This window comes from Arthrobacter sp. Z4-13 (genome assembly GCF_054792705.1).
The window spans coordinates 485,136-508,187 of sequence record NZ_CP096459.1 but is presented as its reverse complement, the minus strand read 5'-3'; the positions used below and the strand labels follow the sequence as shown (position 1 = coordinate 508,187).

The following is a 23,052-nucleotide window of genomic DNA, read 5'->3' as shown; positions in this document are numbered from 1 at the left end:
CATGACTTCTGTTTCCGCTGACGTCCATTCGCCCGCTGCCGCGCCCGCCGTCGTCCTGACGATCGCAGGCTCTGAAGCCACCGGCGGTGCCGGCGCCCAGGCCGACCTGAAGACCTTCCAGGAGCTCGGCGTCTTTGGCATCGCCAACCTGACCTGCATCGTGTCGTTCAACCCGAACGACAGCTGGAACCACCGCTTTGTGCCGGTGGACCAGCAGGTAATTGCAGACCAACTGGAGGCAACGACGGCGGCATACGGCCGGGAATCAGGCGCCCCGTCCGTGCTGGAAACCGTGAAGATCGGTATGTTGGGCAGCCCAGCCACCATCAGCACCGTGGCGGGCACCCTCGAGGCCGGGCAGTTCCGCAACGTGGTCCTGGATCCCGTGCTCATCTGCAAGGGCCAGGAGCCCGGGCACGCACTGGACACGGACCAGGCACTGAAGGCGCAGATCCTCCCCCTGGCAACATTCGTTACACCCAACCACTTTGAAGCCGAGTCCCTGTCCGGACTGCAAATTACCGACGTGGAGTCCCTGAAGGCCGCGGCCATCCGCATCCATGAGCTCAGCGGCGCAGCAGTGCTGGCCAAGGGCGGGGTGCGGCTGGCGGGCCCGGACGCCATCGACGTCTACTACGACGGCGAGACCCTCGAAGTCCTTAGCGCACCGAAAGTGGGCGAAGTGGCGGTGTCCGGCGCCGGCTGCTCACTCGCTGCGGCGGTAACGGCGGAACTGGCCAAGGGCTCCACGCCGCTGGAAGCTGCCCGGACGGCCAAAGCCTTTGTCACCGCCGGTATCCGCAACCGGGTGGCCTCCGCGGCTCCATTCGACGCCCTCTGGCAGGGCGGCACGCGCTAGCCTACCGCGGGTCCGCGACCCTCCCCATAAACAGCGGCAGGCCGGTCGCGATATGCACAACCTGGTAGTGGAACGGCCGGTCGAAGCTGATGGACCGCGCCGGCTCGGCCGGGATGCTCGTAGCCTCGCCGTTGATCTGGGTCACGGCGGCGGCCACGGTTCCCTTCTCCGCCACGGTGATGTTGGCATCCTGTGCAGCCTGGGTGATGATCAGTCCCGGCTGGATTGCGTCAAAATCACTGCTGGTGCTCAAAGTCTTTTGCAGTCCAAGCTGTTCGAGGACGGCCCGGACGTCAAAATGGCTCCTGTGGTCCCAGGTGGGCAGTGCCAAGTCAACCTCCCCGGGGTCAGCAGCCTCAAGGGCACGTGCCACCTCCGCCAGCCGGTCGGCCTTGAGGGCGCCGGCACCGCCGTCGGAATCCTCGGCAGGAAGCACCAGCCGCATCACGAAGCCCTCGCCGTACGGAAGGTCGACGGCCTGCCAGCCGACGCCCTCGGCGTAGGCCATTTCCTGCGTGCCGTGCATCATGGGGACGTTAACCGGGCCGCTTGCGGTGGAGAAGGGCACGTCCGAAGTAGCCTCCGCACTGAATGGAATGTCCCACGCGGCAGCGAAGTAGACGGCGTTCAGCAGGCTGAAGGTGTTATTGCGATCATAGGGCGCCGGCGCTTTCTCGATCCGGCCGCCAGTGTTCCGGCTGACCCACGCATCGATCGCGGGTTTGGTGACAGCCTCGTCCCGGAAATCCACGGGATGCACGCCTGTCCCGTAGTGCTTCGCGAGCATGTCCAGGTAGCCCCGGCCGGTGGGGACGTTGCTGTCCACAAACAGGCCGTTGGCCGTATGCACCAGGGGTTTGGCGGGCGGGTTGTCCTCGTCCACTGAGCCGGGGTCGCCGTCGTACTCTTCCAGGGCCGCCAGCAGCGCGTTCATTGCTTCGTCCCGGTCAGCCTCCGGGAGTCCCAGTACGGCGTCCATCTCCGCGGCGGCCTCCCCCGACGCGCCGGCGCGCAGCATGGCCAGGGCAATCAGCAGGCTGCCCGGCGATGCGATGACGTTCCCCTCTTCGCTCGCAAGGAGTGCGTCGCCCAGCCTCAAGGCGGAATCGCGGAACAATGCCAGTTCATCCGGAAAAGCGGCGCGTTCCACTGCGGCCCGCTCCACGCCGTCGGCCGTGAGCAACTCCGGCGCCGCCGGGGCTGCACACGCTGCCAGCCCCATCACAGCGCCCAACGCCACCATTCGCTGAAAACGAAACACCTCTGTTGCCTCCCCCGGCACACGGCGGGAATCCGCCTCCTCCCAGTGAAGCAGCGACGGCGGCATCAGGCGATGCCGGTACGGTCACGCTTTGCACTCATTTAGGTTTCGCCGGCGCGCGCCTGAGGGTTCGGCTTCCCGGAGCCGTTCCCAACAAAAGAGGAACGACGGCGGGTGCGCACCCGCCGTCGTTCTTCCATGGTTCCTCTGGACGCTAAGCGTCTACGAGGTCCTTGTCCTTGTCGCCGGTTTTGTGGCCCTGCACCCAGGCGTGGCCCTGTTCGCGGTCCAGGTGGGTTGCCTTCTTGTTCTTCAACGCGAAGATGTAAACCACTAGCGAGATGGCGATGGCCACCGTGACGTAGGTGAAGAACAGGTCCACCCGCTCGGCCTTCTGGAAGGCCGCACCGATGAGCGGGACCGTTCCACCAAACAGTGAGTTGGCGATCGCGTAGCCCAGGCCGACGCCGAGGGCCCGGATGGAGGCCGGGAAGAGTTCAGCCTTCACCAAAGCGTTGATGGAGGTGTAGCCTCCCACAATCAACAGGCCGCCCATCATGAGCAGGAAGGCCGTGAACGGGTCTTTGGTACCGGCAAGGGTGGAGAGCAGGGGCCAGGTGAACAGGACACCCGTGATGCCGAACCATAGCAACAGGGGCTTGCGGCCCACCTTGTCCGAGATGATGCCGTACACGGGCTGCAGGAGCATAAAGATGAACAGAGCCCAGAAGTTGATCACGGAGGTGTCGGTCTTGGCGATGCCCGAGGTATCGTTCATGAACTTCAGGATGAAGTTGGTGTAGGTGTAGAACGCCACCGTGCCGCCGAGCGTGACGCCGATGCAGATCAGCAGCGGCTTCCAGTACTGGGTGAACAGCAGCTTCATGGTGCCGGGCTGGGCAACTCCTGCTGCGGCAGGCGTCCTGGCGGCTTGCACCTGCTCCTCCGAAACGGTCTCCTCCATGGACCTCCGCAGCCAGAGGACCACAAGCGCCGCGACGCCGCCCAGTGCGAAGGGAATCCGCCAGCCCCACTCGGTGAGGTCGCCCTTGGGCATAACGTTCTGCAGGATCACCAGCACCAGCAGGGCCAGCATCTGGCCCCCGATCAGGGTGACGTACTGGAAACTGGAGAAGAAGCCGCGGCGCTTGGACGTTGCGGCCTCGGACATGTAAGTGGCGCTGGTGCCGTACTCGCCGCCCACCGAGAAACCCTGGATAAGGCGGATCAGGATGAGCAGGACCAGCGCCCAAACGCCCACCTGCTGGGTGGTGGGCAGGACAGCGATGGCAAAGGAACCGGCGGACATCAGGGTGACGCTGAGGGTCAGCGCGGCCTTGCGGCCCTTGCGGTCGGCATAGCGTCCAAAGAACCAGGCTCCGATGGGCCGCATCAGGAACGACGTCGAGAAGACCGCCATTGCCTCGAGGCCGGCCTGAAGATCATCCTTGGAGTTGAAAAAGTGGGACTGGAAGTAGGCGGCAAAGACCGTGTAAACGTAGAGGTCATACCACTCGACGAGGTTGCCCGCCGAGCCCTTGAGAATGTTGCTCACTGCGCGGCGCGTCTGGGCAGCCTCGCTCACTACTGCGGTTTGCTGGTTGCTCATCGCTGAACCTTCCTTGGCTGCGCGGCCCCCGGGATCTGCTCAGGCCCTACTTTTGTGCTGTCCATGGCAACATTGCTCACGGTTCCTCCTCGACATTGACGTCCCCGGGATGCCTGAGGACTCATCAAAACTATTGGTGATGCAAGGCACAGCCCAAGCGGAAGGCGATTTCCTAACACTTCCTTAGGTTTTCCTCCCCGCGCGCTCCAAGCGGAGTTGTCCCGGCGGAGCGCCCCGGAGGACTGGCGCCCCCGGCAGGACTGAGAACCGGCGGAAGGGGTAACCTCCAAAGGCAGGCAGCAGCTTAGACGGAACAGGAACTGGCAATGGATGTGCTCATCGTCGAGGACGACGACGCCATGGCGTCCGCCCTTGGCGCGGCTGTGGTGTCAGCCGGGCATACGTCCGGCAGGGTCTCCCGCGGCGCCGACGCACTCCTCGAGCACCGGCGGTTTGAGGTCATCCTGCTGGATTTGGGGCTTCCCGATATGGACGGACTCGAGGTACTCCGCAAGCTTCGCCAGGTCACGACTGTTCCCATCTTGATCCTCACCGCCCGTGACGACGAACGCAGCGTGGTGCTGGGCCTGCGCTCGGGTGCCGACGACTACCTCGTCAAGCCTGTAAAGCTGGTTGAACTGCTTGCCCGCATTGAAGCCGTCACCAGGCGGACGGGACGCACCAGGGACACCAGGCAGCGGCGCATCTTGCTGGGCGAGCTCGAAGTGGACCTCGAGCGCCGGGTGGCCGTCCTCGGTCATCAGCCCCTACCCCTGACGGCCACGGAATTCGACCTGCTCGCGCTCCTGACCAGCCACGCCGGTTCAGTTGTGACACGGGAACAGATCCTGGACGCGTTGTGGGGCGACGCCTTCCTGGCCTCCTCGCGGTCGCTTGACGTGCATTTGACCGGCCTGAGGTCCAAGCTGCAGATGCCTGGCTTCATCATCAACGTCCGTGGCGTTGGCTACCGCGTCGAGGCGGATCCCGCGTGAAGCTCCGGGTCCTCGGAGTCCTGAGCATCCTGGCCATCCTCCTGGTGCTCATCGCTTCCTACACCATTCTGGCCTCGGCCAGCCGGGAGCTCACCCAGGAACTTCAGATCAACAGGGCCGCGGCCCTCAACAGGCTTGCGCAGGTTGCGTTCGACGCCGGGACTGGCGATGGCGGTTCCGCGCAGCTTCAAGCCGAAATGGACAGGTACTCCGAGCTCTACGGGGAAGGAATCCTGGTCCGGCTCCAGAAGGGCACGCTGCGCTCCGGCGGCCTGAGCGAGGACAGGCCGGACGTGAAGGTCGCCCTTGCCAGGGCGAACCTGAGCCTCAGTGACACCACCCTGACCCCGCTCCAACCGTTCGGTACCGGAACCGAGGTGATGTCCCGTTCCTTCGGCAGCGCCAGCCAGGTGCTCGGCGCTGCCGTTCTGGAGGTCAACCCGGACGTTGCCCGGCAAAAACTGCGGGAACGCTGGTTCGCCGTCGGATTGGCCGCTGCCGCGCTCACGGCCATGCTCCTCCTCGGCGCTGCCCGGGTGACCCGCTGGGTGCTGCGCCCGGTCCACCGCCTCAACACCGCCGTCGCGGAACTTGAAACCACCGGCCGCAGCAGCCGGCTTCCGGCGGAAGGGCCGCCGGAACTGAGGGAGCTGAGCCGCTCGTTCACTGCGATGGCACAGAGCGTCAGCGACAGTATCGAAGCGCAGCGCCAGCTCATTGCTGACACTTCCCATGAGCTGCGCAATCCCATTGGCGCCTTGCGGCTGCGGATCGACCTGCTGCAGCTGGAACTGCAAACGGCGCGGGAACGGGCCGCGGCAGCCGCCGTCGTAACTGAACTCGAGCGCGTGGAAGAGATCCTTGACGGCGTACTAAGGCTGGCGGCGGCAGAGCACCGGGCGTTCGAGGATTCAGCCGGCACCCCGCCCAACAAGCTTTCCCAAAGGGACCAGGCGTCTATTGCCCCCTTCGCCGTTGTGCAGGAAGAAGCCGAACGGGCAGGACCCGCAGCACGGCTCGCCGGGGCTTCAATCCTCCTCGGCAGCGCGCCCGGGCAGCCCGCGCACATCACCTGCAACCCGGACCACCTTGCACAAATGGTGGGAGAACTGTTGAACAATGCCATCAAGTACGCGGGGCGGGCCCGCATTTCCGTTGCCGTCCACGTACGGGGCGCCACCGTGGTGATTGAAGTGTCCGACGACGGGCCCGGGCTTTCGTCCGACGAGAGGGCTGCTGCCACACACAGGTTTTGGCGCTCGCCGCAGCACCGGGACATCAGCGGCAACGGTCTCGGCATGACCATCGTGGAGAAGCTTGCCGCCGCGAACGGGGGGCGCCTTCTGCTTGGCGAGGCACAGCCCCACGGGCTGACCGTTTCCCTGGAGTTTCCGCGCACTCCTGAGGGCCTCTCGCCGCAAGCCAAAGAGGCACCGCATGACTGACCTGACGCCAATCAAGCTGACGAGGCGTGGGGCACTTAAAGCCGGTGTGGCCGCAGCGTCCGCCGGCCTGCTGCTGCCGGCGCTGGCCGCCTGCACTGCGGACGACCGGCCGGATTCCGTCACCGTTGCAGGGGGCGAACCGGGCGGCTTCTACCTCGAGTTCGCTACCCTGCTGGCCGCATCCCTGAAGCACAATGGCGTGGCGCGAAATGCCACAGTACTGACCACCGGCGGCAGCCTGGACAACCTTGAACAGCTCCTGAGCGGGAAAGCCACGTTCGCCATCGCCCTCGCAGATGCCGCGGCCCAAAGCGAAGCGAAAAACAACGCATCCGGCGCCCGAATCACCGCCCTCGGGAGAGTATACGAAAACTATGTCCACTGCATGGTCCGGAAGGCCAGCGGCATTCGGACCGTCTCCGAACTGAACGGCAGGACCGTTGCCGTGGGCGAGCCAGGCTCGGGAACTTCACTGACCACTCCGCGCCTGATCGACGCCGCCGGGCTAAGCTCCATCGCTGCCGGCGCAGGTTCTGCCGGCCCTGCCGGACAGGCCGTCACCGTTTTGAATCTGGGCCTTAATGATGGACTGACGGCGCTGCGGGAGGGAGCAGTGGACGCCTTGTTCTGGTCCGGCGGTGTTCCCACGGCGGCCATCGCCACTGCCCATAGCGACGCCGGGTTCAACTTCCTGGACCTCTCCGGGCTGCTCCCGGCGCTGCGGGCAAAGTACGGCGTTTTTTATGACCGGGTGCTGATCCCCGAGGGGGCCTACGAAGGACTTCCCGCCGTCTGGACCGTCGGCGTGACCAACCTGCTGCTGTGCCGGAGCGACCTGGATGAGTTAACCGTTTCAAGGACAGTTGAGCTGCTGGTGGGCCGCGCCGGGGAACTGATTCCCCGCTCCAGCCTGGGCGTCCAGTTCCTGAGCCCGGAAACCCTCATCAACACTGCAGGCATTTCCTTACACCCTGCGGCGGCAGACGCATACCGGGCGCTGCACGGGTAACGCCTTCGCGTTGTCCACATACGCTCCGCCGCCATAGCGGCCGGCCGGGTTCCCTCCGTAGCGTCTTGGCTAGAGGCAATCACCGGCAACCAAAGGTGGGGATCAATGTGGCCAGAAAGAGCAAGCTACTCTCATTTTGGACTCTGTCGACGACGGCGTCATCGCTACCATCTGTCTGCATGAATTTCTGCTGTTTCTCCGGGACTCAGGCTTGTGGACCGGCAGCCAGGAATCTTACCGGGGAGTTTCTGGCTTCCTGCGTGAGATCATCGTGCTCGACCTGAATTGGGCCCTCGGCAACCCGCAGGTGACAACGGCGGGTATCAGCGGCAAGTCCGGATAGATCAGTTTCCCGAGTGGGCCTGCAGGAAGCTGTACACCTCGGTTTCGTCGACGCCGGGGAACGCGCCCGGGGGCATGGCGGCCAGGAGGTGGGAATGGGCCCGGGCTGACGGCCACGCGTTGCCGGCCCATTCGGAGGTGAGCGCTTCCGGCGGACGTTTACAGCAAGTGGGATCCGGGCAGTTGGAAGTAGCCCGCGCTGTCGTCTCCCGCCCCCGGAACCACTTCACGTGCTGGTACGGCACCCCGATGCTCAGGGAAAACTCACCGCTCGCCGACCTTTCGGTGCGGGCGGTGCACCAGTACGTACCGGACGCCGTATCGGTGTACTGGCTGTAGGCACTGAACTTGTCCGGCACATCGAACACGGCTCGTGACGTCCAGGCCTTGCACGACGGCTGCCCCTCGATGGCTCCGGTGTGGTCCTGCGGAAAGTTCACGCCGTCGTTCTCGTAGGCCTTGTAGATAATGCCGCTCTGGTGCGTCTTTTGGAAATGGGTCGTGATACCCAGGTGCTTGGTGGCCAGGTTCGTGAAGCGGTGGGCCGCAGTTTCGTAGGACACGGCGAACGCGTCCCGGATGTCCTCGACAGCGATTTCCTTTGCCGCCTTGGCTTTTTGCAAAAATTCCACGGTTGCCTGTTCCGGCAGGAGGAGCGCTGCCGCGAAATAGTTAGTGGCGACACGCTGGGCGAGGAAATCACCGTAGTTTCGGGGCGTTTCGTGGCCCAGCACGTAGTGGCCCAAGGCCTGCAGCAGCACCGAGCGGGGATCATGGTCCTGCCGCTGACTTTGGGTCAGGTAAATTCTGCGGTTTTTCAAATCCGTGACGGAGCGGGTTGAATGCGGCAGGTCGCCAACATGATGCAGGGTGAAGCCGAGGTGCTCGGCGATGTCCGCGATCACGTGCTGGCTCAGAGGCCCGGTGGTGTAACCCACCTCCTGGAGGACCTTCTGCGCTTCGGCTTCGTACTCCGGAAAATAGTTGCCACGCTCCCGCATCATGGCCCGCAGTTCACCGTTGGCGCGGCGTGCTTCTTCCGGGGTGGCCACCTGCTCGTTCATCTTGCGTTCAAGCTCGTGCAGCAGCCCCACCTGGGCCTCGAGCACATCCAGCGGAAGCCGCGAACTGATGCGGATTTTGGGCAGATCCAGGGACTCATAGAGCGGACCGCGCTGGTAACGCTCCAACTCGATTTCCAGGGCGGCCCGGCGACTCGGCGGCTCGGCCCCGAGCAGCTGGTCGATGGTGACGTTCAGTGCCCGCGCGAGGTGCTGGAGCAGGGTCAGTTTCGGTTCACGCTTGCCGTTCTCGATCAGGCTCAGCTGGCTGGGCGCGGTCCCGACGGCGGCACTCAGGTCGTCCAGTGTCAGGCCGGCCTGCTTGCGCAGATGACGTACCCGGCGGCCAAGCGATATCACGTCCAGTTCCGCAGTGGCGGTGGACGACGAAGGCTGCGAAACTTCCCTGTTCCAGCTTGAAGGTGACATTTTTGAAGAATACGTGAAGAAGTGCATTTCTTTCCAGAGTTTTTATCTAGAAAGGGGATTGAAAGTGCAGAAAAGTAGTTGCTACGGAAAGAAACACCGCACCGGAAAAGCTGGTGGGAACCCCAACGACGCGGTTCCCACCTACTCCATCCGGAGCTCAATCAAGGAGATCAACGATGACTGCAGCATTTGAGCCCACCCAGCAGACGCCCGAACAGCAGGCCGCAGCCCTGGAGCTCGAGTGGGCCGCCAACCCCCGTTGGGAAGGTGTGACCCGGGACTACTCAGCCTCCGACGTCGTCCGCCTCCGGGGCCGCGTCTCCGAAGAACACACCCTGGCCCGCCGCGGCGCCGAGAAGCTGTGGAAGCAGCTCACGGAAGAGCACAAGGAAGGCAAGTACACCAACGCCCTGGGCGCGCTGACCGGCAACCAGGCCGTGCAGCAGGTCAAGGCCGGGCTGCGGGCCATCTACCTCTCCGGCTGGCAGGTTGCCGCAGACGCGAACAACTCCGGTCACACCTACCCGGACCAGTCCCTCTACCCGGCCAACTCCGTCCCCACCGTGGTCCGCCGCATCAACAACGCACTGCTCCGGGCAGACCAGATCGAATTTTCCGAAGGCGTTCAGACCGTGGAGGACTGGCTGGTCCCGATCGTCGCCGACGCCGAGGCCGGCTTCGGCGGGCCGCTGAACGCCTACGAACTCATGAAATCCATGATCCAGGCCGGCGCGTCAGGCGTTCACTGGGAAGACCAACTCGCCTCGGAGAAGAAGTGCGGGCACCTGGGCGGCAAGGTCCTGATCCCCACCCAGCAGCACGTCCGGACCCTGAACGCCGCCCGCCTCGCGGCCGACGTCGCCGGCACCCCGTCGGTGGTCATCGCCCGCACCGACGCCGAGGCAGCAACCCTGATCACCTCGGACGTGGACGAGCGTGACCAGGAATTCATCACCGGCGAGCGTACCGCTGAGGGCTTCTACAAGGTCCGCAACGGCATCGAACCCTGCATCGCCCGCGCCAAGGCCTACGCCCCCTACTCGGACCTTATCTGGATGGAGACCGGCACCCCGGACCTGGAACTCGCCCGCAAGTTCGCCGAGTCCGTCAAGGCCGAGTTCCCGGACCAGATGCTCTCCTACAACTGCTCGCCGTCGTTCAACTGGCGCAAGCACCTGGACGATGCCACCATCGCGAAGTTCCAGCGCGAACTCGGTGCCATGGGCTTCACCTTCCAGTTCATCACCCTGGCCGGCTTCCACGCCCTGAACTACTCGATGTTCGACCTCGCCCACGGCTATGCCCGCGAAGGCATGAGCGCCTACGTCGAACTCCAGGAAAAGGAATTCGCCTCCGAATCCCGCGGCTACACCGCAACCAAGCACCAGCGCGAAGTCGGCACCGGCTACTTCGACGACATCGCCACCGCGCTCAACCCGAACGCATCCACCCTTGCCCTGGTGGGATCCACCGAAGAAGGCCAGTTCCACTAACCACTTACGACGGCGGTTGTCGCCTCCGGCCTTCGGACCGGCATCGCTCGGCCTGCTATTCCCCATGCCCGCCCCATGACCTCGTAGAACTCGGTCGGGGGCGGGCACAGGGCCCCTTTTACGCAGGCTGCCGCGACACCGGCTCCTCGGCCTTGTGCCTCAGTCGCCGCCCTGCCGCCACCCGCCGTCGAACTTCCCTTTTGTCTTTAAGGAGACTGAGATGAACAGCTTCACCGATAGCTTCACGATTAATGGCATCACTCTCACTGCTCAACCCGTGTGCCGGCAGAACGAGGTTCTTACTCCGGACGCACTGGAGTTCGTGGCCAAGCTGCACCGGGCAACTGCTGAGCGGCGGCAGGAACTGCTGCAGGCCCGGCGTACCCGGCGGGCTGAGATCGCCGGCGGCGCTGATCCCCGGTTCCTCCGGGAAACCGAGAGCATCCGGAACGACCCGTCGTGGCGGGTCGCTCCGCCGGCGCCGGGGCTGGAGGACCGCCGCGTGGAAATCACCGGGCCGGTGGACAAGAAAATGACCATCAACGCCCTGAATTCCGGCGCGAAGGTGTGGCTGGCGGACATGGAGGACTCCTCCACCCCCACCTGGCGGAACGTCATCAAGGGCCAGCTGAACCTCACCGACGCCCTGGAGCGCAGGATCGACTTCACCACCGAAGAGGGCAAGGAATACAAACTCCGCCCGGCCGGGGAACTGCCCACCATCGTGGTCCGCCCCCGCGGCTGGCACCTGCCCGAAAAGCACATGCTCATCGACGGCAGCCCCATCGCCGGCGGGATCGTGGACTTCGGCCTGTTCTTCTTCCACAACGCCCGCCGCCTCTTGGCCCAGTGCAAGGGCCCGTACTTCTACCTGCCCAAGATCGAAAACCACCTCGAGGCCCGGCTCTGGAACGACATCTTCATCCTCGCCCAGGACCTCCTCGGCATCCCGCAGGGCACCATCCGCGCCACCGTGCTGATCGAAACCATCACCGCAGCCTTCGAAATGGAGGAAATCCTCTACGAACTGCGCGACCACGCCTCCGGCCTGAACGCCGGCCGGTGGGACTACATCTTCTCCCTGATCAAAAACTTCCGCACCCGCGGTCCCCGCTTCGTCCTCCCGGACCGGGCCCAGGTGACCATGACCGCCCCCTTCATGCGCGCCTACACCGAACAGCTCGTGCGGGCCTGCCACAAGCGCGGCGCCATGGCCATCGGCGGCATGGCCGCAGCCGTCCCCAACCGCAAAGATCCCGAAGCCAACACCAACGCCCTCGAGAAGGTCCGCGCGGACAAGGCCCGCGAAGCCACCGACGGCTTCGACGGCTCCTGGGTGGCCCACCCGGACCTGGTGCCCGTCTGCCGCGAGGTGTTCGACAGCATCCTCGGCGAGAAGCCCAACCAGCTGGACCGGCTCCGCGAGGACGTCACCCCGGACGACCGAGCCCTGATCAACGTGGCCGCCACCGAAGGCACCATCACCGAGAAGGGCATCCGGAACAACATCGAAGTGGGAATCCGCTACATCGAATCCTGGCTCCGCGGCAACGGCGCCGTCGCCATCCACAACCTCATGGAAGACGCCGCCACCGCCGAAATCTCCCGCTCCCAGCTTTGGCAGTGGATCTACGCCCGCGCCATTACCGACCACGGCGAAATCATCACGCACCACTGGATCGAAGAGCTCCTGGACCAGGAATTCGCCAGGCTGGAACGCTTCGACGGCGACCGCTTCGAGGACGCCCGCGACATTTTCGAGGAAGTCACACTGGCCCAGGACTTCCCGTCCTTCCTCACGCTTCCCGCCTACGCCCGCTACCTCACCGAAGCCCGCGAACGGGCATCGGTGGAAGAGCTGGCCGCGGCATAACCAGCAGAACGACACCAGAACTTCCGTCCGCCGGGCCGGCACGCTCTTTCGCAACAGGCACCTCCGAAATCCGGAGGGCCGGCCCGGCGACGGGACACATCCCTCGCGAGATGACACTTAACGGCAATGTTCAAGGAAAGCACTGCCGTTAAATGTCATCTCGCGTCCGGCGGCGGGCCGGCGTCGTCCCTTACCGCCCCTTGGGCACCCGCCGCACCGAGAGGGTGGCGGCGAGGAAGAACGTCAGCACAGACGCCAGAATTACGAGCAGGGCGGGCGTCCAGGATCCCGAAGCGTCGTGCACGTAACCCACCAGCGGAGGTGACACCGCGCCGAAGCAGTAACCCAGCCCCTGGACGGTGGCGGACATCCGGCCGGCGGCAACCTGGTCCCGGGCCAGCTTGATGATGGCGATGAAGATCAGCGTGATCCCGCCGCCCTGGGCAACCCCGCCAAAGACGGACCACAGCCACCACAGTTCCGGGGCCAGCAGGAGACCGGCAGGCACGGCAGTCCACAACAGGCCCAAGGTGACCGCCACCGTCGTCGTACTGAAGTATTTGGCCGCGAAGGGCACACCGAGGCCGCCCAGAATGGCGAACACCTGGAAAAGGGAGGACCCAGCTCCGGCCGCAGCAGCGGACATGCCGAGTTCGTCGTTCAGGTAGCTGGGCAGCCAGGCCGTGACCGCGTAGTAGGAGAAGGCCTGTCCGGCGAACGCAGCCGTCAGCCCGGCCGTGGTCCACCCTGAGCCGGCGACGGCTGCATCCCGCGGCCCGTCCGGAGCAACAGCGGCGGAGGGGACAAAAGCAGCGCGGAGTCCGACGGCGAGCACCCAGCACACGATCGCCGCTATGGCGAAGATCCCGACGGACGCGAGCGCGAGCTGCCAGCCCACCAGTTCGGCCAGCGGTGCCGTGACCATCGAGGTCAGGAAGGACCCGATGTTCAGCGCGGCGGTGTAGATGCCCATGGCGGTTCCCTGCCGCAGCGGCGGGAAGTCGCGGCGGATGATGAGGGGTGCGGCGATGTTGCCGATGGTGATGGCAAGGCCAATCACTACCGTCCCGGCCAGCACCAGTGCCGGACCGCCCGAGGACCGGATAATGACGCCGGCCAGCACGCCCAGAATGGTGAGGGTCACCGCGAACTCGGCACCATACCCGCGTGCCGCGAGTGACGCCAGGGGGGCCGCAAGCGCGAAGCACAGGACCGGGATGCTGGTCAGCAGGCCCAGCACCACAGGGGAAAAGCCCAAGTCGGCCTGCATGATATCCACCACCGGGGCGACAGCCACGAATGGGCCGCGAAGGTTCAGCGCCAGCAGCCCGATGCAGGCCAGCAGGATCCAGGTGTGAGGAAGCCTGGCAAAGATACGGCCGCTCACCTGCAGGGCTTGGGTGTTGAATCTTTTCTCATCACCCTCATTGCTATCACGGGCAGGCGGCAGGTCACGGCGGCGGCGGGCCGCTCCTGCCTTACGATGAACATCACTGCCGCTGACTCCGGGACGAAGGACACGATATGCAGCATCGCCTTGCCATCCTCGACGATTACCAGGACGTTGCGCATGGGTTCGCTGACTGGTCCTCGCTGGAGGCCGACGGCGTCACGGTCACCGCGTACCGGGAGCCGTTCGCGTCACAGGACGCACTGGTGTCCGCCCTGGCAGGGGTAACCATCATCGTTGCGATGCGGGAGCGGACTGCCTTCCCGCGGGAGGTGCTGGAGAAGCTGCCCGGCCTCCAGCTCCTGGTCACCACCGGAATGGCGAATGCGTCCATTGACGTGGCGGCGGCAGCTGAGCTGGGGATGACGGTATGCGGTACTCCCGGTTCGCCCACGGCTGCCCCGGAACTGACGTGGGCGCTGCTCCTGGCACTGGCGCGCAATATCCCCGCCGAGGATACTTCGCTCCGCTCGGGCGCCTGGCAGAGCACTGTCGGGTTCGAACTCGCCGGCAAGACGCTGGGAGTGGTGGGCCTGGGCAAAATTGGCCGCAGGATTGCCGCCTACGGACAAGCCTTCGGCATGGAGGTTTTGGCGTGGAGCCAGAACCTGACGGACGAGACTGCCGCCGGGGCAGGGGTGCGGAAGGTAACCAAGGAAGAGCTCTTTCGCAATTCCGACGTCGCCACCCTCCACCTGCGCCTGTCTTCCCGTTCGGAAGGCATCGTGGGCGAGCCGGAGCTGAAACTCCTGGGCCCCAACGGCGTCCTGGTGAACACCGCACGCGGCCCGTTGGTTGACCAGGATGCCCTGGTGCGGGCCCTGTCCGAAGGCTGGATTGCCGGTGCCGCTCTGGACGTCTTCGACCCCGAACCCCTGCCGGCGGGCCACCCTGTCCTGACCGCCCCCAACACGGTGTTGTCTCCGCACCTGGGCTACGTCACGCGGGAAAGCTACCGGCAGTTTTACGGCGGGGCGCTGGAAGACGTCAAGGCCTGGCTGGCAGGCGCGCCCGTGCGGCTGATTTCCGCCTGACCGGGTTCGGCTAACAGCGGCAGAGATCTAGCCGGTTGCCTGAAGCGTGGCCTCAATCGATGCCGGGGAGAGCACATGCTGCGTGACCATCTGGCTCGCGCCCAGGATGGCCGCCCGGTCGCCGGCCACGGACAGTGCAATCCGGAGGTGGGCCGTGGCCAGCGGCAGCGAGCGCCGGTACACCACTTCCCGCACGCCCGCCATCAGGTGCTCTCCGGCCTGGCCCAGGCTTCCGCCGATCACAACAACAGACGGATTGAGCAGGTTGACCACGGTGGCCAGGACGTCGCCCAGGTCCCGGCCGGCCTGCCGCAGCACCTGGATCGCCTGCAGGTTCCCCTGCGCCACAAGTCGCAGCACGTCACTGCCCCTGGCAGCCGGAACTCCCTGCCGGTCCAGTTCAGCTGCCAGAGCCGGACCTGATGCCAGGGCTTCAAGGCAGCCATGGTTGCCGCAGCGGCACAGCACGTCATCCCCGCGTGGGACCCGCACGTGGCCAAGGTCGCCCGCGGTACCGTTGGCACCGCGCTGCAATGTCCCGCTGCTGATAATTCCGGAGCCGATTCCGGTAGCCACCTTGATGAACAGGAAATTCTCGTCCCCGGGCCAGTGGGCGGTCCACTCCCCCAGCGCCATGATGTTCACATCGTTGTCCACCAGCACGGGAACCGGCAGGGAACGCTGAACGTAGGAGACGACGTCGAATCCGTCCCAACCCGGCATGATGGGTGGCTTGACCGGGTGCCCGCTGGCGTGCTCCACCGGCCCCGGCAAACCAATCCCGACGCCCGCCAGGTCAGCCACCCTGCGTCCGGCCTTGGCAATAAGGGACGCCCCTTCCTTGACCACCCTGCCCAGCACGGCCTCCGGCCCGTCCGCCACATCCTGCGCCAGTCGCTGCTGGGTGAGGACCTGGCCGTTGAGGTCCGTGACGGCGACTGTCGCGTGGGTGGCCCCGACGTCCACCGCCAACACAACGCGCACGGCCGGGTTGAAGGCAAAGCGCGACGGCGGCCTGCCACCGCTCGAGGTCGCCTCACCGGCCGGGCCCACCAAACCAGACGCGATGAGGGCATCGATGCGCGCTGCCACCGTGGACCGTGCCAGACCGGTGGTCAGCACCAGTTCAGCCCGGGTTCGCGCCTTACCGTCGCGGAGGAGCTGGAACAGGACGCCGGCTCCGCCCTGGCGTGCGGCAGGCTCTGATACCGGGATACTGCTGCCTGCGGTGTTGGTCATAAAACATGGATAGCACGGCCACTTCTGCATGTCACGCTAACAACTTTTGCTTGACGGACAGCAAAAGGGGCCCTAGCTTTGCAGTAGACCAAAAGAGTTGCGGGCAAGGCCACACCCTGCAGCCTGAAACCGAGTCCCAACCTCAGGAGGCCACATGTCCTACTCCCTCCAGCTTTATACGCTGCGGAATGCGATCCAGGAAGATCTTCCCGCAACCATCAAAAAGGTCGCAGACATTGGTTTCACCCAGGTTGAGCCGTACAACTTTGTGGCCACTGCAAAGGAACTTGGTGCGGCACTGCGAGGGAATGGCCTGACCGCACCTTCCGGCCATGCCCCGCTGCTGAGCCAGGACCAGGACGGGATCTTCGCCGCCGCCAAGGAACTCGGGATCACCACCGTCATTGAGCCCTTCATCCCGGCCGACCGCTGGCAAACGGCGGAGGACGTCCAGGCCACGGCCGCGAAGCTGAACCAAGCAGCCCGCAAGGGTGCCGAGTACGGCATCCGGGTGGGGTACCACAACCACCAGTGGGAGCTGGAGTCCACCATCGAGGGCCGGACCGCCTTGGAATACTTCACGGACCTGCTGGACCCCGAACTGGTCCTGGAAGTAGACACGTACTGGGTGGCCGTCGCCGGCCAGGACCCGGTGGACATCCTGACCAAGCTCGGCGACCGGGTGAAGTTCATCCACATTAAGGACGGGCCGCTGACTACCGACACCAGGGCCCAACAGCCGGCGGGCCAGGGCAAGCTCCCCGTGGTGGATGTCATTGCAGCCGCGAAATCAATGGAGGTGGGCGTCGTGGAATTCGACGATTACGCCGGCGATATCTTTGCGGGAATCACAGAGAGCCTTTCGTTCCTGCTGGCATCAGGCGAAGGGATCAAGGCATGAGCACCGCTGCGTCTGTATCGTCCCCGGGCCACGGTCCGGTGGGTGTTGGTGTCATCGGCGCCGGCAACATCAGCAAGCAGTACCTGGACAACCTCACCGCGTTCCCGGATTTGAAAGTCCACGTCATCGCGGACCTGTTTGAGGAAGCGGCGGAAGCCCGTGCCAGGGAATACGGCGTCGCCGAGTGGGGCGGGGTTGAGAAGGCCCTGAGCCACCCCGGCGTCGAAATCATCGTCAACCTGACCATTCCTGCCGCACACGTCGAGGTTGCCACTGCCGCCGTGAACGCCGGCAAGCACGTCTGGACCGAGAAGCCCTTCTCGCTGGAGCGCGAGTCCGGCCTGGGCCTGCTCAAAACCGCTGATGCCGCCGGAATCCGCCTTGGCTGCGCCCCGGACACCTTCCTCGGCGCCGGCCTGCAGACCGCGCTGCGGCTGATCCAGCGGGGTGATATCGGCACACCCCTCACCGCCATGACCACGTTCCAGACCCCTGGCCCGGAGTCCTGGCACCCCAACCCGGCCTTCCTCTTCCAGCATGGCGCCGGCCCCCTGTTCGATATGGGCCCGTACTACCTCACCACCCTGGTCCAGGCTTTCGGCTCCATCCGCAAGGTGGCCGCTGTCGGGTCCAAGGCCAAGAATGTCCGCGTCATCGGTTCCGGCCCCAAAGCCGGCGAAGAGTTCACTGTGGAGGTGCCCACCCACGTGTCCGCGATGGCCCAGTTCGAAAGCGGGGCGTCCTCGCACAGCGTGTTTTCCTTCGAGTCCCCCCGCCAGCGGATGGGCTTCGTGGAGATCACCGGCACCGAGGCCACGCTGTCCCTGCCCGATCCAAACTACTTCGACGGCGACATCAGGCTTTGGCGCGCAGGCGACGAGGATTGGACCACCATTGCGGCCACCGGACCGGCGAACGGCCGCGGCATGGGAGTTCTGGACATGGCCCGCTCCATCCGTGCCGGTGTCCCCCACCGCGCCACCGGGAACCTTGCCTACCACGTCCTGGACAGCATGGTCTCCATCTCCGAGTCCATGGAGTCCGGCACGTTCGTTAACGTCGAAAGCTCCGCGCCGGCGTCGGCTCCCCTCCCTGAGGACTGGGCCCCTGAAACGCTGACCCTTGGCGGTAACGCGTGAGCCGGGAAACAGGCACCAAGGGCCCGCTGGGCGTGGCGATGATCGGCTACGCCTTTATGGGCAAGGCACACTCGAACGCCTGGCGGAACGTGGCAAGCTACTTTGACGTCCCCGCGTTCGAGCAGAAGCTCCTCGTGGGCAGGGACGCCGCCGCAGTCTCGGAGGCCGCCGCCAAGTACGGGTGGAGCGAAACGGCCACGGACTGGCGTACGCTGTTGGACCGGGACGACATCCATATCGTGGATATCTGCGCTCCGGGCTGGCTGCACGCCGAGATTGCCATCGCCGCCCTCGAGGCCGGCAAGCACGTGCTGCTGGAAAAGCCGCTGGCCAATACCCTGGCCGAAGCCGAGGCCATCACCGCCGCAGCGCAGGCGGCCAGGGCCAGGGGCGTGCAGTCGATGGTGGGATTCAACTACCGCCGCGTTCCAGCCCTGGCCCTGGCAAAGGAACTGATCAGCGAAGGCAGGCTCGGTTCCGTCCGCCAGGTCCGCGCGGCCTACCTGCAGGACTGGCTCGCTGATGAATCCGCTCCCATGACCTGGCGGCTGACGAAGGACACCGCGGGCTCCGGGGCTCTGGGTGACATCGCCTCCCACGCCATTGACCAGGTCCTCTTCCTGCTCGGCAGCCAGGTCACCGAAGTTTCGGGCCGCCTGCAGACCTTCGTGAACCAAAGGCCGGGAGCCGACGGGCTCGAAGAGGTTACGGTCGACGACGCCGCCTGGGCAACGCTGACCCTCGCCTCCGGGGCAGTCGCCTCAGTGGAGGCCTCCCGGGTGGCCACCGGCCGGAAGAACTCCCTGCAGCTGGAGGTCTACGGCGACAAGGGTGCCATTACCTTCGACCTGGAAAACCTTAACGAACTCCGGTTCCTTGACGCCTTGGCCCCCGCCCGCGAGCAGGGCTTCCGCCGGATCGTCGTGAACGAACCCGAGCACCCCTATCTGGACGCCTGGTGGCCGCAGGGCCACATTATCGGCTGGGAGCACACCTTCACGCACGAAGTCCGCGACTTCCTGCTGGCCGTCGACGGCGGGACCGAACCTTCGCCGTCGTTCGAGGACGGGCTGGAAGTCCAGCGCATCCTGGCCGCCGTTGAGGAGTCCGCGGCCGCGAAAAGTTCCACCATCCAACTGACCCCCGCAACCCGGACTGCAGCCACTACAAAAGGAGCCTGACATGCCCCGCCCCTACACCTTGTTCACCGGCCAGTGGGCCGACCTTCCGCTCGAGGAAGTCGCCAGGCTCGCCTCCGGCTGGGGCTACGACGGCCTCGAAATCGCCGTCTCCGGCGACCACCTGGACGCGTGGCGCTGGGACGAACCCGGCTACGTCGAGTCCAAACTCGCCCTCCTGGAGAAATACAACCTGAAGGTCTGGGCCATCTCCAACCACCTCAAGGGCCAAGCCGTCTGCGATGACCCCATCGACTTCCGCCACGAAGCGATCGTCGGAGCCAAGGTCTGGGGCGACGGCGACCCCGAAGGGGTCCGCCAGCGCGCCGCCGAGGAAATGAAGCACACCGCCCGGCTCGCCAAAGCACTCGGCGTGGACACCGTCGTCGGGTTCACCGGCTCCTCCATCTGGCAGTACGTGGCCATGTTCCCGCCCGTCCCCGAAAAAGTCATCGACGCCGGCTACCAGGACTTCGCCGACCGCTGGAACCCCATCCTGGACGTCTTCGACGAATGCGGCGTCCGCTTTGCCCACGAAGTCCACCCCTCCGAAATCGCCTACGACTACTGGACCACCGTCCGAACCCTCGAAGCGATCGGCCACCGCGAAGCGTTCGGGCTGAACTGGGACCCGTCCCACATGATGTGGCAGGGCATCGACCCCGTTTCCTTTATCTGGGACTTCAAGGACCGGATCTACCATGTGGACTGCAAGGACACCAAGGTCCGCCAGACCGGCCGGAACACCGTGATGGGCTCCCACCTCGCCTGGGGCGATCCCCGCCGCGGCTGGGATTTCGTCTCCGCCGGACGCGGGGACGTCCCCTGGGAAGCATCCTTCCGCGCCCTCACGGCGATCGGCTACGACGGCCCCATTTCCGTTGAGTGGGAAGACGCCGGCATGGACCGCCTCCACGGCGCACCTGAAGCCCTCGCCGCCCTGAAGAAGTTCGACTTCGCGCCGTCGAGCACTTCCTTCGACGCCGCCTTCCAGCAGTAGGGACATAAAATCCCTGCATGACCTCTTCCATCCGTAAGGCAATAGCGGACGACGCCGGCGCGCTGGCTGCGCTGGCGGCCGTCACCTTTCCGCTGGCCTGCCCGCCGTCGTCGTCGCCCCAGGACATCGCGGCGCACCTGGCGAACACGCTCAGCGAACGCCACTTCCAGGCCTACCTCGCCGACCCCGACGTCACCATCCTGGTGATCGACGCCCGCGGTAACCTGCGGGGCTACAGCCTGCTCGTGAACCGGCCTGCAGAGGACCCGGACGTCGTTTCCGCGCTACAGCTCCTGCCGTCGGTGGAACTGAGCAAATGCTACGTGCACCCGGAACACCACGGGCTCGGTGCCGCCGCCGAGCTGATGCACGCCAGCCTCCAGGGGGCTGCGGAGGCCGGCGGACGCGGCGTCTGGCTGGGAGTCAACAGCCAGAACGCCCGTGCCATCCGCTTTTATGAAAAGTCAGGGTTCGCCAAGGTGGGCACCAAGTCGTTCCGGCTCGGCAGCACGGTTGAGCATGACTTCGTGCTGGAACGCGCCGTCCCCTGACCGCCTGGCTCCCGCACTGCCCGCTGTGACATCATGCCTTCGCGGGAGCCCCCGGTGGGTAGGCCAAGGGTGGACGTGGATCCGCCAGGAGTTTGATTCCTGGCGGAAGCCCGTCAATGCTGCCGTGTGTCCCATGCGCCCTGATGGTGATCCGGGTGGAGCCCATCAGGACGTTCTCGGCCTGGAAGTCGCCCATGCCCTCGGGCAGGATGGGCGCCAGGTGCACTAAGCCGCGGGTGTGGACGGGATCGAAGCGGAGCAGCGCACGGACTAATTGGATGGGCGCTGCCGCCGCCCAGGCCTGCGGTGAACATGCGGTGGGATACGGTACGGGTCCAGGGAACTCACCCCGATCAAAGCCGCAGAACAATTCGGGCAGCCGGCCGTCAAAATGTTCGGCTGCCTCGAAAAGGGCAGTGGCTAGCCGCCGGGCCTCCTCTACATATCCGTAGCGCATCAGGCCGGTGGCCACCAGGGCGGAGTCGTGGGGCCACACCGAACCGTTGTGGTAGCTCACGGGGTTGTAGGCACCCATGTCCGAGGCCAGGGTGCGGATTCCCCAGCCAGTGAACATCTGGGGTGACATCAGGTGCTCCACCACGGACTGGGCTTTATCTTCGTCCACGATGCCCAGCCAAAGGCAGTGGCCCATATTGGAGGTGCAGGCGTCAACGGGGCGCTTGTCCTTGTCCAGGGCCACCGCGAAGTACCCTCTCTCCGGCAGCCAGAACTTTTCGTTGAATGCGGCCTTCAGCGCCGCGCCGCGTTCTGCCCAATGCTGTTCCAGCGCGGTATCGCCGCTCCAGCGGGCCAGCAGCGACCGGCCGATGTAGGCGGAGTAGACGTAAGCCTGGACTTCGCAAAGGGCTATGGGCGCCTCGGCGATGGTTCCGTCGGCGAAGTTGATGCCGTCCCAGGAGTCCTTCCACCCTTGGTTGATGAGTCCGTGCTCATTGGGCCGGAGGTACTCCACGAACCCGTCACCGTCGCGGTCGCCGTAATGCTCGATCCACTCCAGGGCGCGGTCAGCGTGCGGCAGCAATGAATCGATGATGTCCTCCGACAGCCCCCACCGGCTCAGTTCGCCCAGAAGTGCCGCGAAGAGGGGGGTGGCGTCAGCTGTTCCGTAATAGGCGGTGCCGCCCAGCGATAGGCCGGCCGTGATCCCAAACCGCACCTCGTGCGGAATTCGGCCGGGTTCTTCCTCGGAATCCGGGTCCACTTTTTTCCCCTGCAGGCCGGCCAGGGTCTGCAGGGTACCGGCCGCGAGGTTGGGATCAACCATCAGGGACATGTAGGAGGACAAAATGGAATCCCGTCCGAAGAGTGCCATAAACCACGGCGCACCGGCCGCCACGGCTGCCCGTTCCGGGTGGTGCGGATCGAAAATCCGCAGCGAGCCCAAGTCGCTTTGGCTCCGGTTCAGAGTTGCCTGCAGACTGCTGTCCATAACGCTGATCCGGGGAACGTTCTGCTCCCAGTGGCGGTGCCGGCGAACCCCCTCCCTGTGGTGCGGAAGCCCCTCTTCGGTGAAGGGCTCGGCGGGTGCCTGCCCGTTGATCAATGGCACCACGATGACGCTGGTGGCCCACTTTCCGCGGGGCGGGACCGTCGCCCGGAAGCGGAGACCGTCTGAACTCAGAGAGGCGCCGCGGGCACGGATGGCCGTTCCGCGCTGCTGCCCGTCGCGGGAGCTTTCGATGATGAGTTCACCGTCGCGGACGGTGCGGACTGTTTCTGCCCTTCGTGACGTCCGCCCGCCCTTGACGTCGAACAGGTCCGCCTGGTCGGCGTCGACCAGAAGTTCGATATCGCAGTCCACCGCCTCGGCCGAGTAATTCTCAAGCGATATGTCATCCCTCAAACCCGGGCCGATATGCCGGACCTGCCGGACCACGAGCGGGCTGTCGAACCAGCCGTCCCGCCATTTGGCCCGGCCCACAAATGTGGCTTCAAAGGGCTTGGGCCGCTGGGCTGCCAGCGGCTCACGCAGGGAACCGTTGATTCGAAGCACCCAGTGGGAAACGATGCGGGTGTCCTGGAAGAACGCGCCGTTTGTGCCACCGTCAGAACTGATGTCCCCGCCTCCGGACGAAATGCAGAATGAGGACCCTTCCACCACCGTGACCGAACCCGATTCGGATGCGGCTGCCTCTGTATCGGCGTTCCATGCGGTCACAGAAG

19 protein-coding genes are annotated in these 23,052 nt (G+C 65.3%); 13 read left to right on the top strand and 6 right to left on the bottom strand.

All coding sequences use genetic code 11. The annotated features are described in order from the left end of the window. Position 1 precedes the first annotated feature (1 nt). Positions 2-859, top strand: a complete 858-nt coding sequence (locus M1E07_RS04290; protein WP_461189045.1) for a hydroxymethylpyrimidine/phosphomethylpyrimidine kinase — start codon at positions 2-4, stop codon at positions 857-859. A gap of 1 nt (position 860) precedes the next feature. Here the strand turns inward: M1E07_RS04290 and M1E07_RS04285 are convergent, their stop codons facing one another. Both M1E07_RS04285 and M1E07_RS04280 read right to left on the bottom strand, forming a co-directional pair. Next, the gene (locus M1E07_RS04285; RefSeq protein WP_461190323.1) at positions 861-2,081 is read right to left on the bottom strand and encodes a serpin family protein; all 1,221 of its coding nucleotides are present in this window, start codon (positions 2,079-2,081) and stop codon (positions 861-863) included. Positions 2,082-2,334: 253 nt separating this feature from the next. After that, entirely contained in the window at positions 2,335-3,729 is a 1,395-nt protein-coding gene (locus M1E07_RS04280; RefSeq protein ID WP_461189044.1) for an MFS transporter, read from the bottom strand. Between the two features lie 326 nt (positions 3,730-4,055). Between M1E07_RS04280 and M1E07_RS04275 the strand changes: the two genes are divergently transcribed. The 4 genes from M1E07_RS04275 to M1E07_RS04260 all read left to right on the top strand — a co-directional run bounded on the left by M1E07_RS04275 (position 4,056) and on the right by M1E07_RS04260 (position 7,521). Further along, entirely contained in the window at positions 4,056-4,724 is a 669-nt protein-coding gene (locus tag M1E07_RS04275; RefSeq protein WP_461189043.1) for a response regulator transcription factor, read from the top strand. Continuing rightward, positions 4,721-6,169, top strand: a complete 1,449-nt coding sequence (locus tag M1E07_RS04270; RefSeq protein WP_461189042.1) for a sensor histidine kinase — start codon at positions 4,721-4,723, stop codon at positions 6,167-6,169. The genes M1E07_RS04275 and M1E07_RS04270 overlap by 4 nt, the downstream gene beginning before the upstream one ends. Further along, the gene (locus tag M1E07_RS04265; RefSeq protein WP_461189041.1) at positions 6,162-7,178 is read left to right on the top strand and encodes a TAXI family TRAP transporter solute-binding subunit; all 1,017 of its coding nucleotides are present in this window, start codon (positions 6,162-6,164) and stop codon (positions 7,176-7,178) included. The genes M1E07_RS04270 and M1E07_RS04265 overlap by 8 nt, the downstream gene beginning before the upstream one ends. Before the next feature lie 136 nt (positions 7,179-7,314). After that, positions 7,315-7,521 (top strand): hypothetical protein, encoded by a 207-nt coding sequence (locus M1E07_RS04260; RefSeq protein ID WP_461189040.1) that lies wholly within the window; start codon positions 7,315-7,317, stop codon positions 7,519-7,521. A 1-nt stretch (position 7,522) separates the two neighbouring features. Here the strand turns inward: M1E07_RS04260 and M1E07_RS04255 are convergent, their stop codons facing one another. Beyond that, positions 7,523-9,037, bottom strand: coding sequence for a helix-turn-helix domain-containing protein (locus M1E07_RS04255; RefSeq protein WP_461189039.1), 1,515 nt, complete (start codon positions 9,035-9,037; stop codon positions 7,523-7,525). Between the two features lie 149 nt (positions 9,038-9,186). Here M1E07_RS04255 and aceA point away from each other — a divergent pair, with 149 nt between their 5' ends. Together aceA and aceB are read left to right on the top strand one after the other, a co-directional pair. Beyond that, the gene (aceA, locus tag M1E07_RS04250) at positions 9,187-10,503 is read left to right on the top strand and encodes an isocitrate lyase (RefSeq protein ID WP_461189038.1); all 1,317 of its coding nucleotides are present in this window, start codon (positions 9,187-9,189) and stop codon (positions 10,501-10,503) included. Between the two features lie 220 nt (positions 10,504-10,723). Next, positions 10,724-12,376, top strand: coding sequence for a malate synthase A (gene aceB / locus M1E07_RS04245; RefSeq protein ID WP_461189037.1), 1,653 nt, complete (start codon positions 10,724-10,726; stop codon positions 12,374-12,376). 190 nt (positions 12,377-12,566) lie between these two features. Here aceB and M1E07_RS04240 read toward each other — a convergent pair whose 3' ends face one another. Continuing rightward, a complete protein-coding gene (locus tag M1E07_RS04240; protein WP_461189036.1) occupies positions 12,567-13,763 on the bottom strand; it encodes an MFS transporter in 1,197 nt (398 codons plus the stop codon). 137 nt (positions 13,764-13,900) lie between these two features. Here M1E07_RS04240 and M1E07_RS04235 point away from each other — a divergent pair, with 137 nt between their 5' ends. Further along, on the top strand, positions 13,901-14,860 hold the full coding sequence (locus tag M1E07_RS04235) for a D-2-hydroxyacid dehydrogenase family protein (protein WP_461189035.1): 960 nt from the start codon (positions 13,901-13,903) through the stop codon (positions 14,858-14,860). A gap of 27 nt (positions 14,861-14,887) precedes the next feature. On the opposite strand, the gene M1E07_RS04230 is transcribed toward M1E07_RS04235, so the two are convergent. Further along, the gene (locus tag M1E07_RS04230) at positions 14,888-16,099 is read right to left on the bottom strand and encodes an ROK family transcriptional regulator (protein WP_461189034.1); all 1,212 of its coding nucleotides are present in this window, start codon (positions 16,097-16,099) and stop codon (positions 14,888-14,890) included. Between the two features lie 154 nt (positions 16,100-16,253). Between M1E07_RS04230 and M1E07_RS04225 the strand changes: the two genes are divergently transcribed. The 5 genes from M1E07_RS04225 to M1E07_RS04205 are packed head-to-tail and all read left to right on the top strand — an operon-like array spanning position 16,254 to position 20,868. Continuing rightward, complete coding sequence (locus M1E07_RS04225; protein WP_461189033.1) at positions 16,254-17,000, top strand: sugar phosphate isomerase/epimerase family protein; 747 nt, start codon at positions 16,254-16,256, stop codon at positions 16,998-17,000. After that, complete coding sequence (locus M1E07_RS04220; protein WP_461189032.1) at positions 16,997-18,139, top strand: Gfo/Idh/MocA family protein; 1,143 nt, start codon at positions 16,997-16,999, stop codon at positions 18,137-18,139. Before M1E07_RS04225 ends, M1E07_RS04220 begins: the two co-directional genes overlap by 4 nt. A 38-nt stretch (positions 18,140-18,177) precedes the next feature. Next, entirely contained in the window at positions 18,178-19,320 is a 1,143-nt protein-coding gene (locus tag M1E07_RS04215) for a Gfo/Idh/MocA family protein (RefSeq protein ID WP_461190322.1), read from the top strand. A gap of 1 nt (position 19,321) precedes the next feature. Beyond that, positions 19,322-20,317 carry a sugar phosphate isomerase/epimerase family protein gene (locus tag M1E07_RS04210; RefSeq protein ID WP_461189031.1) on the top strand — a complete coding sequence of 332 codons (996 nt, stop codon included), beginning with the start codon at positions 19,322-19,324 and terminating at the stop codon, positions 20,315-20,317. A 17-nt stretch (positions 20,318-20,334) separates the two neighbouring features. Continuing rightward, positions 20,335-20,868, top strand: coding sequence for a GNAT family N-acetyltransferase (locus M1E07_RS04205; RefSeq protein ID WP_461189030.1), 534 nt, complete (start codon positions 20,335-20,337; stop codon positions 20,866-20,868). 31 nt (positions 20,869-20,899) lie between these two features. Here M1E07_RS04205 and M1E07_RS04200 read toward each other — a convergent pair whose 3' ends face one another. Then, positions 20,900-23,047 (bottom strand): amylo-alpha-1,6-glucosidase, encoded by a 2,148-nt coding sequence (locus M1E07_RS04200; protein WP_461189029.1) that lies wholly within the window; start codon positions 23,045-23,047, stop codon positions 20,900-20,902. Positions 23,048-23,052 lie beyond the last annotated feature (5 nt).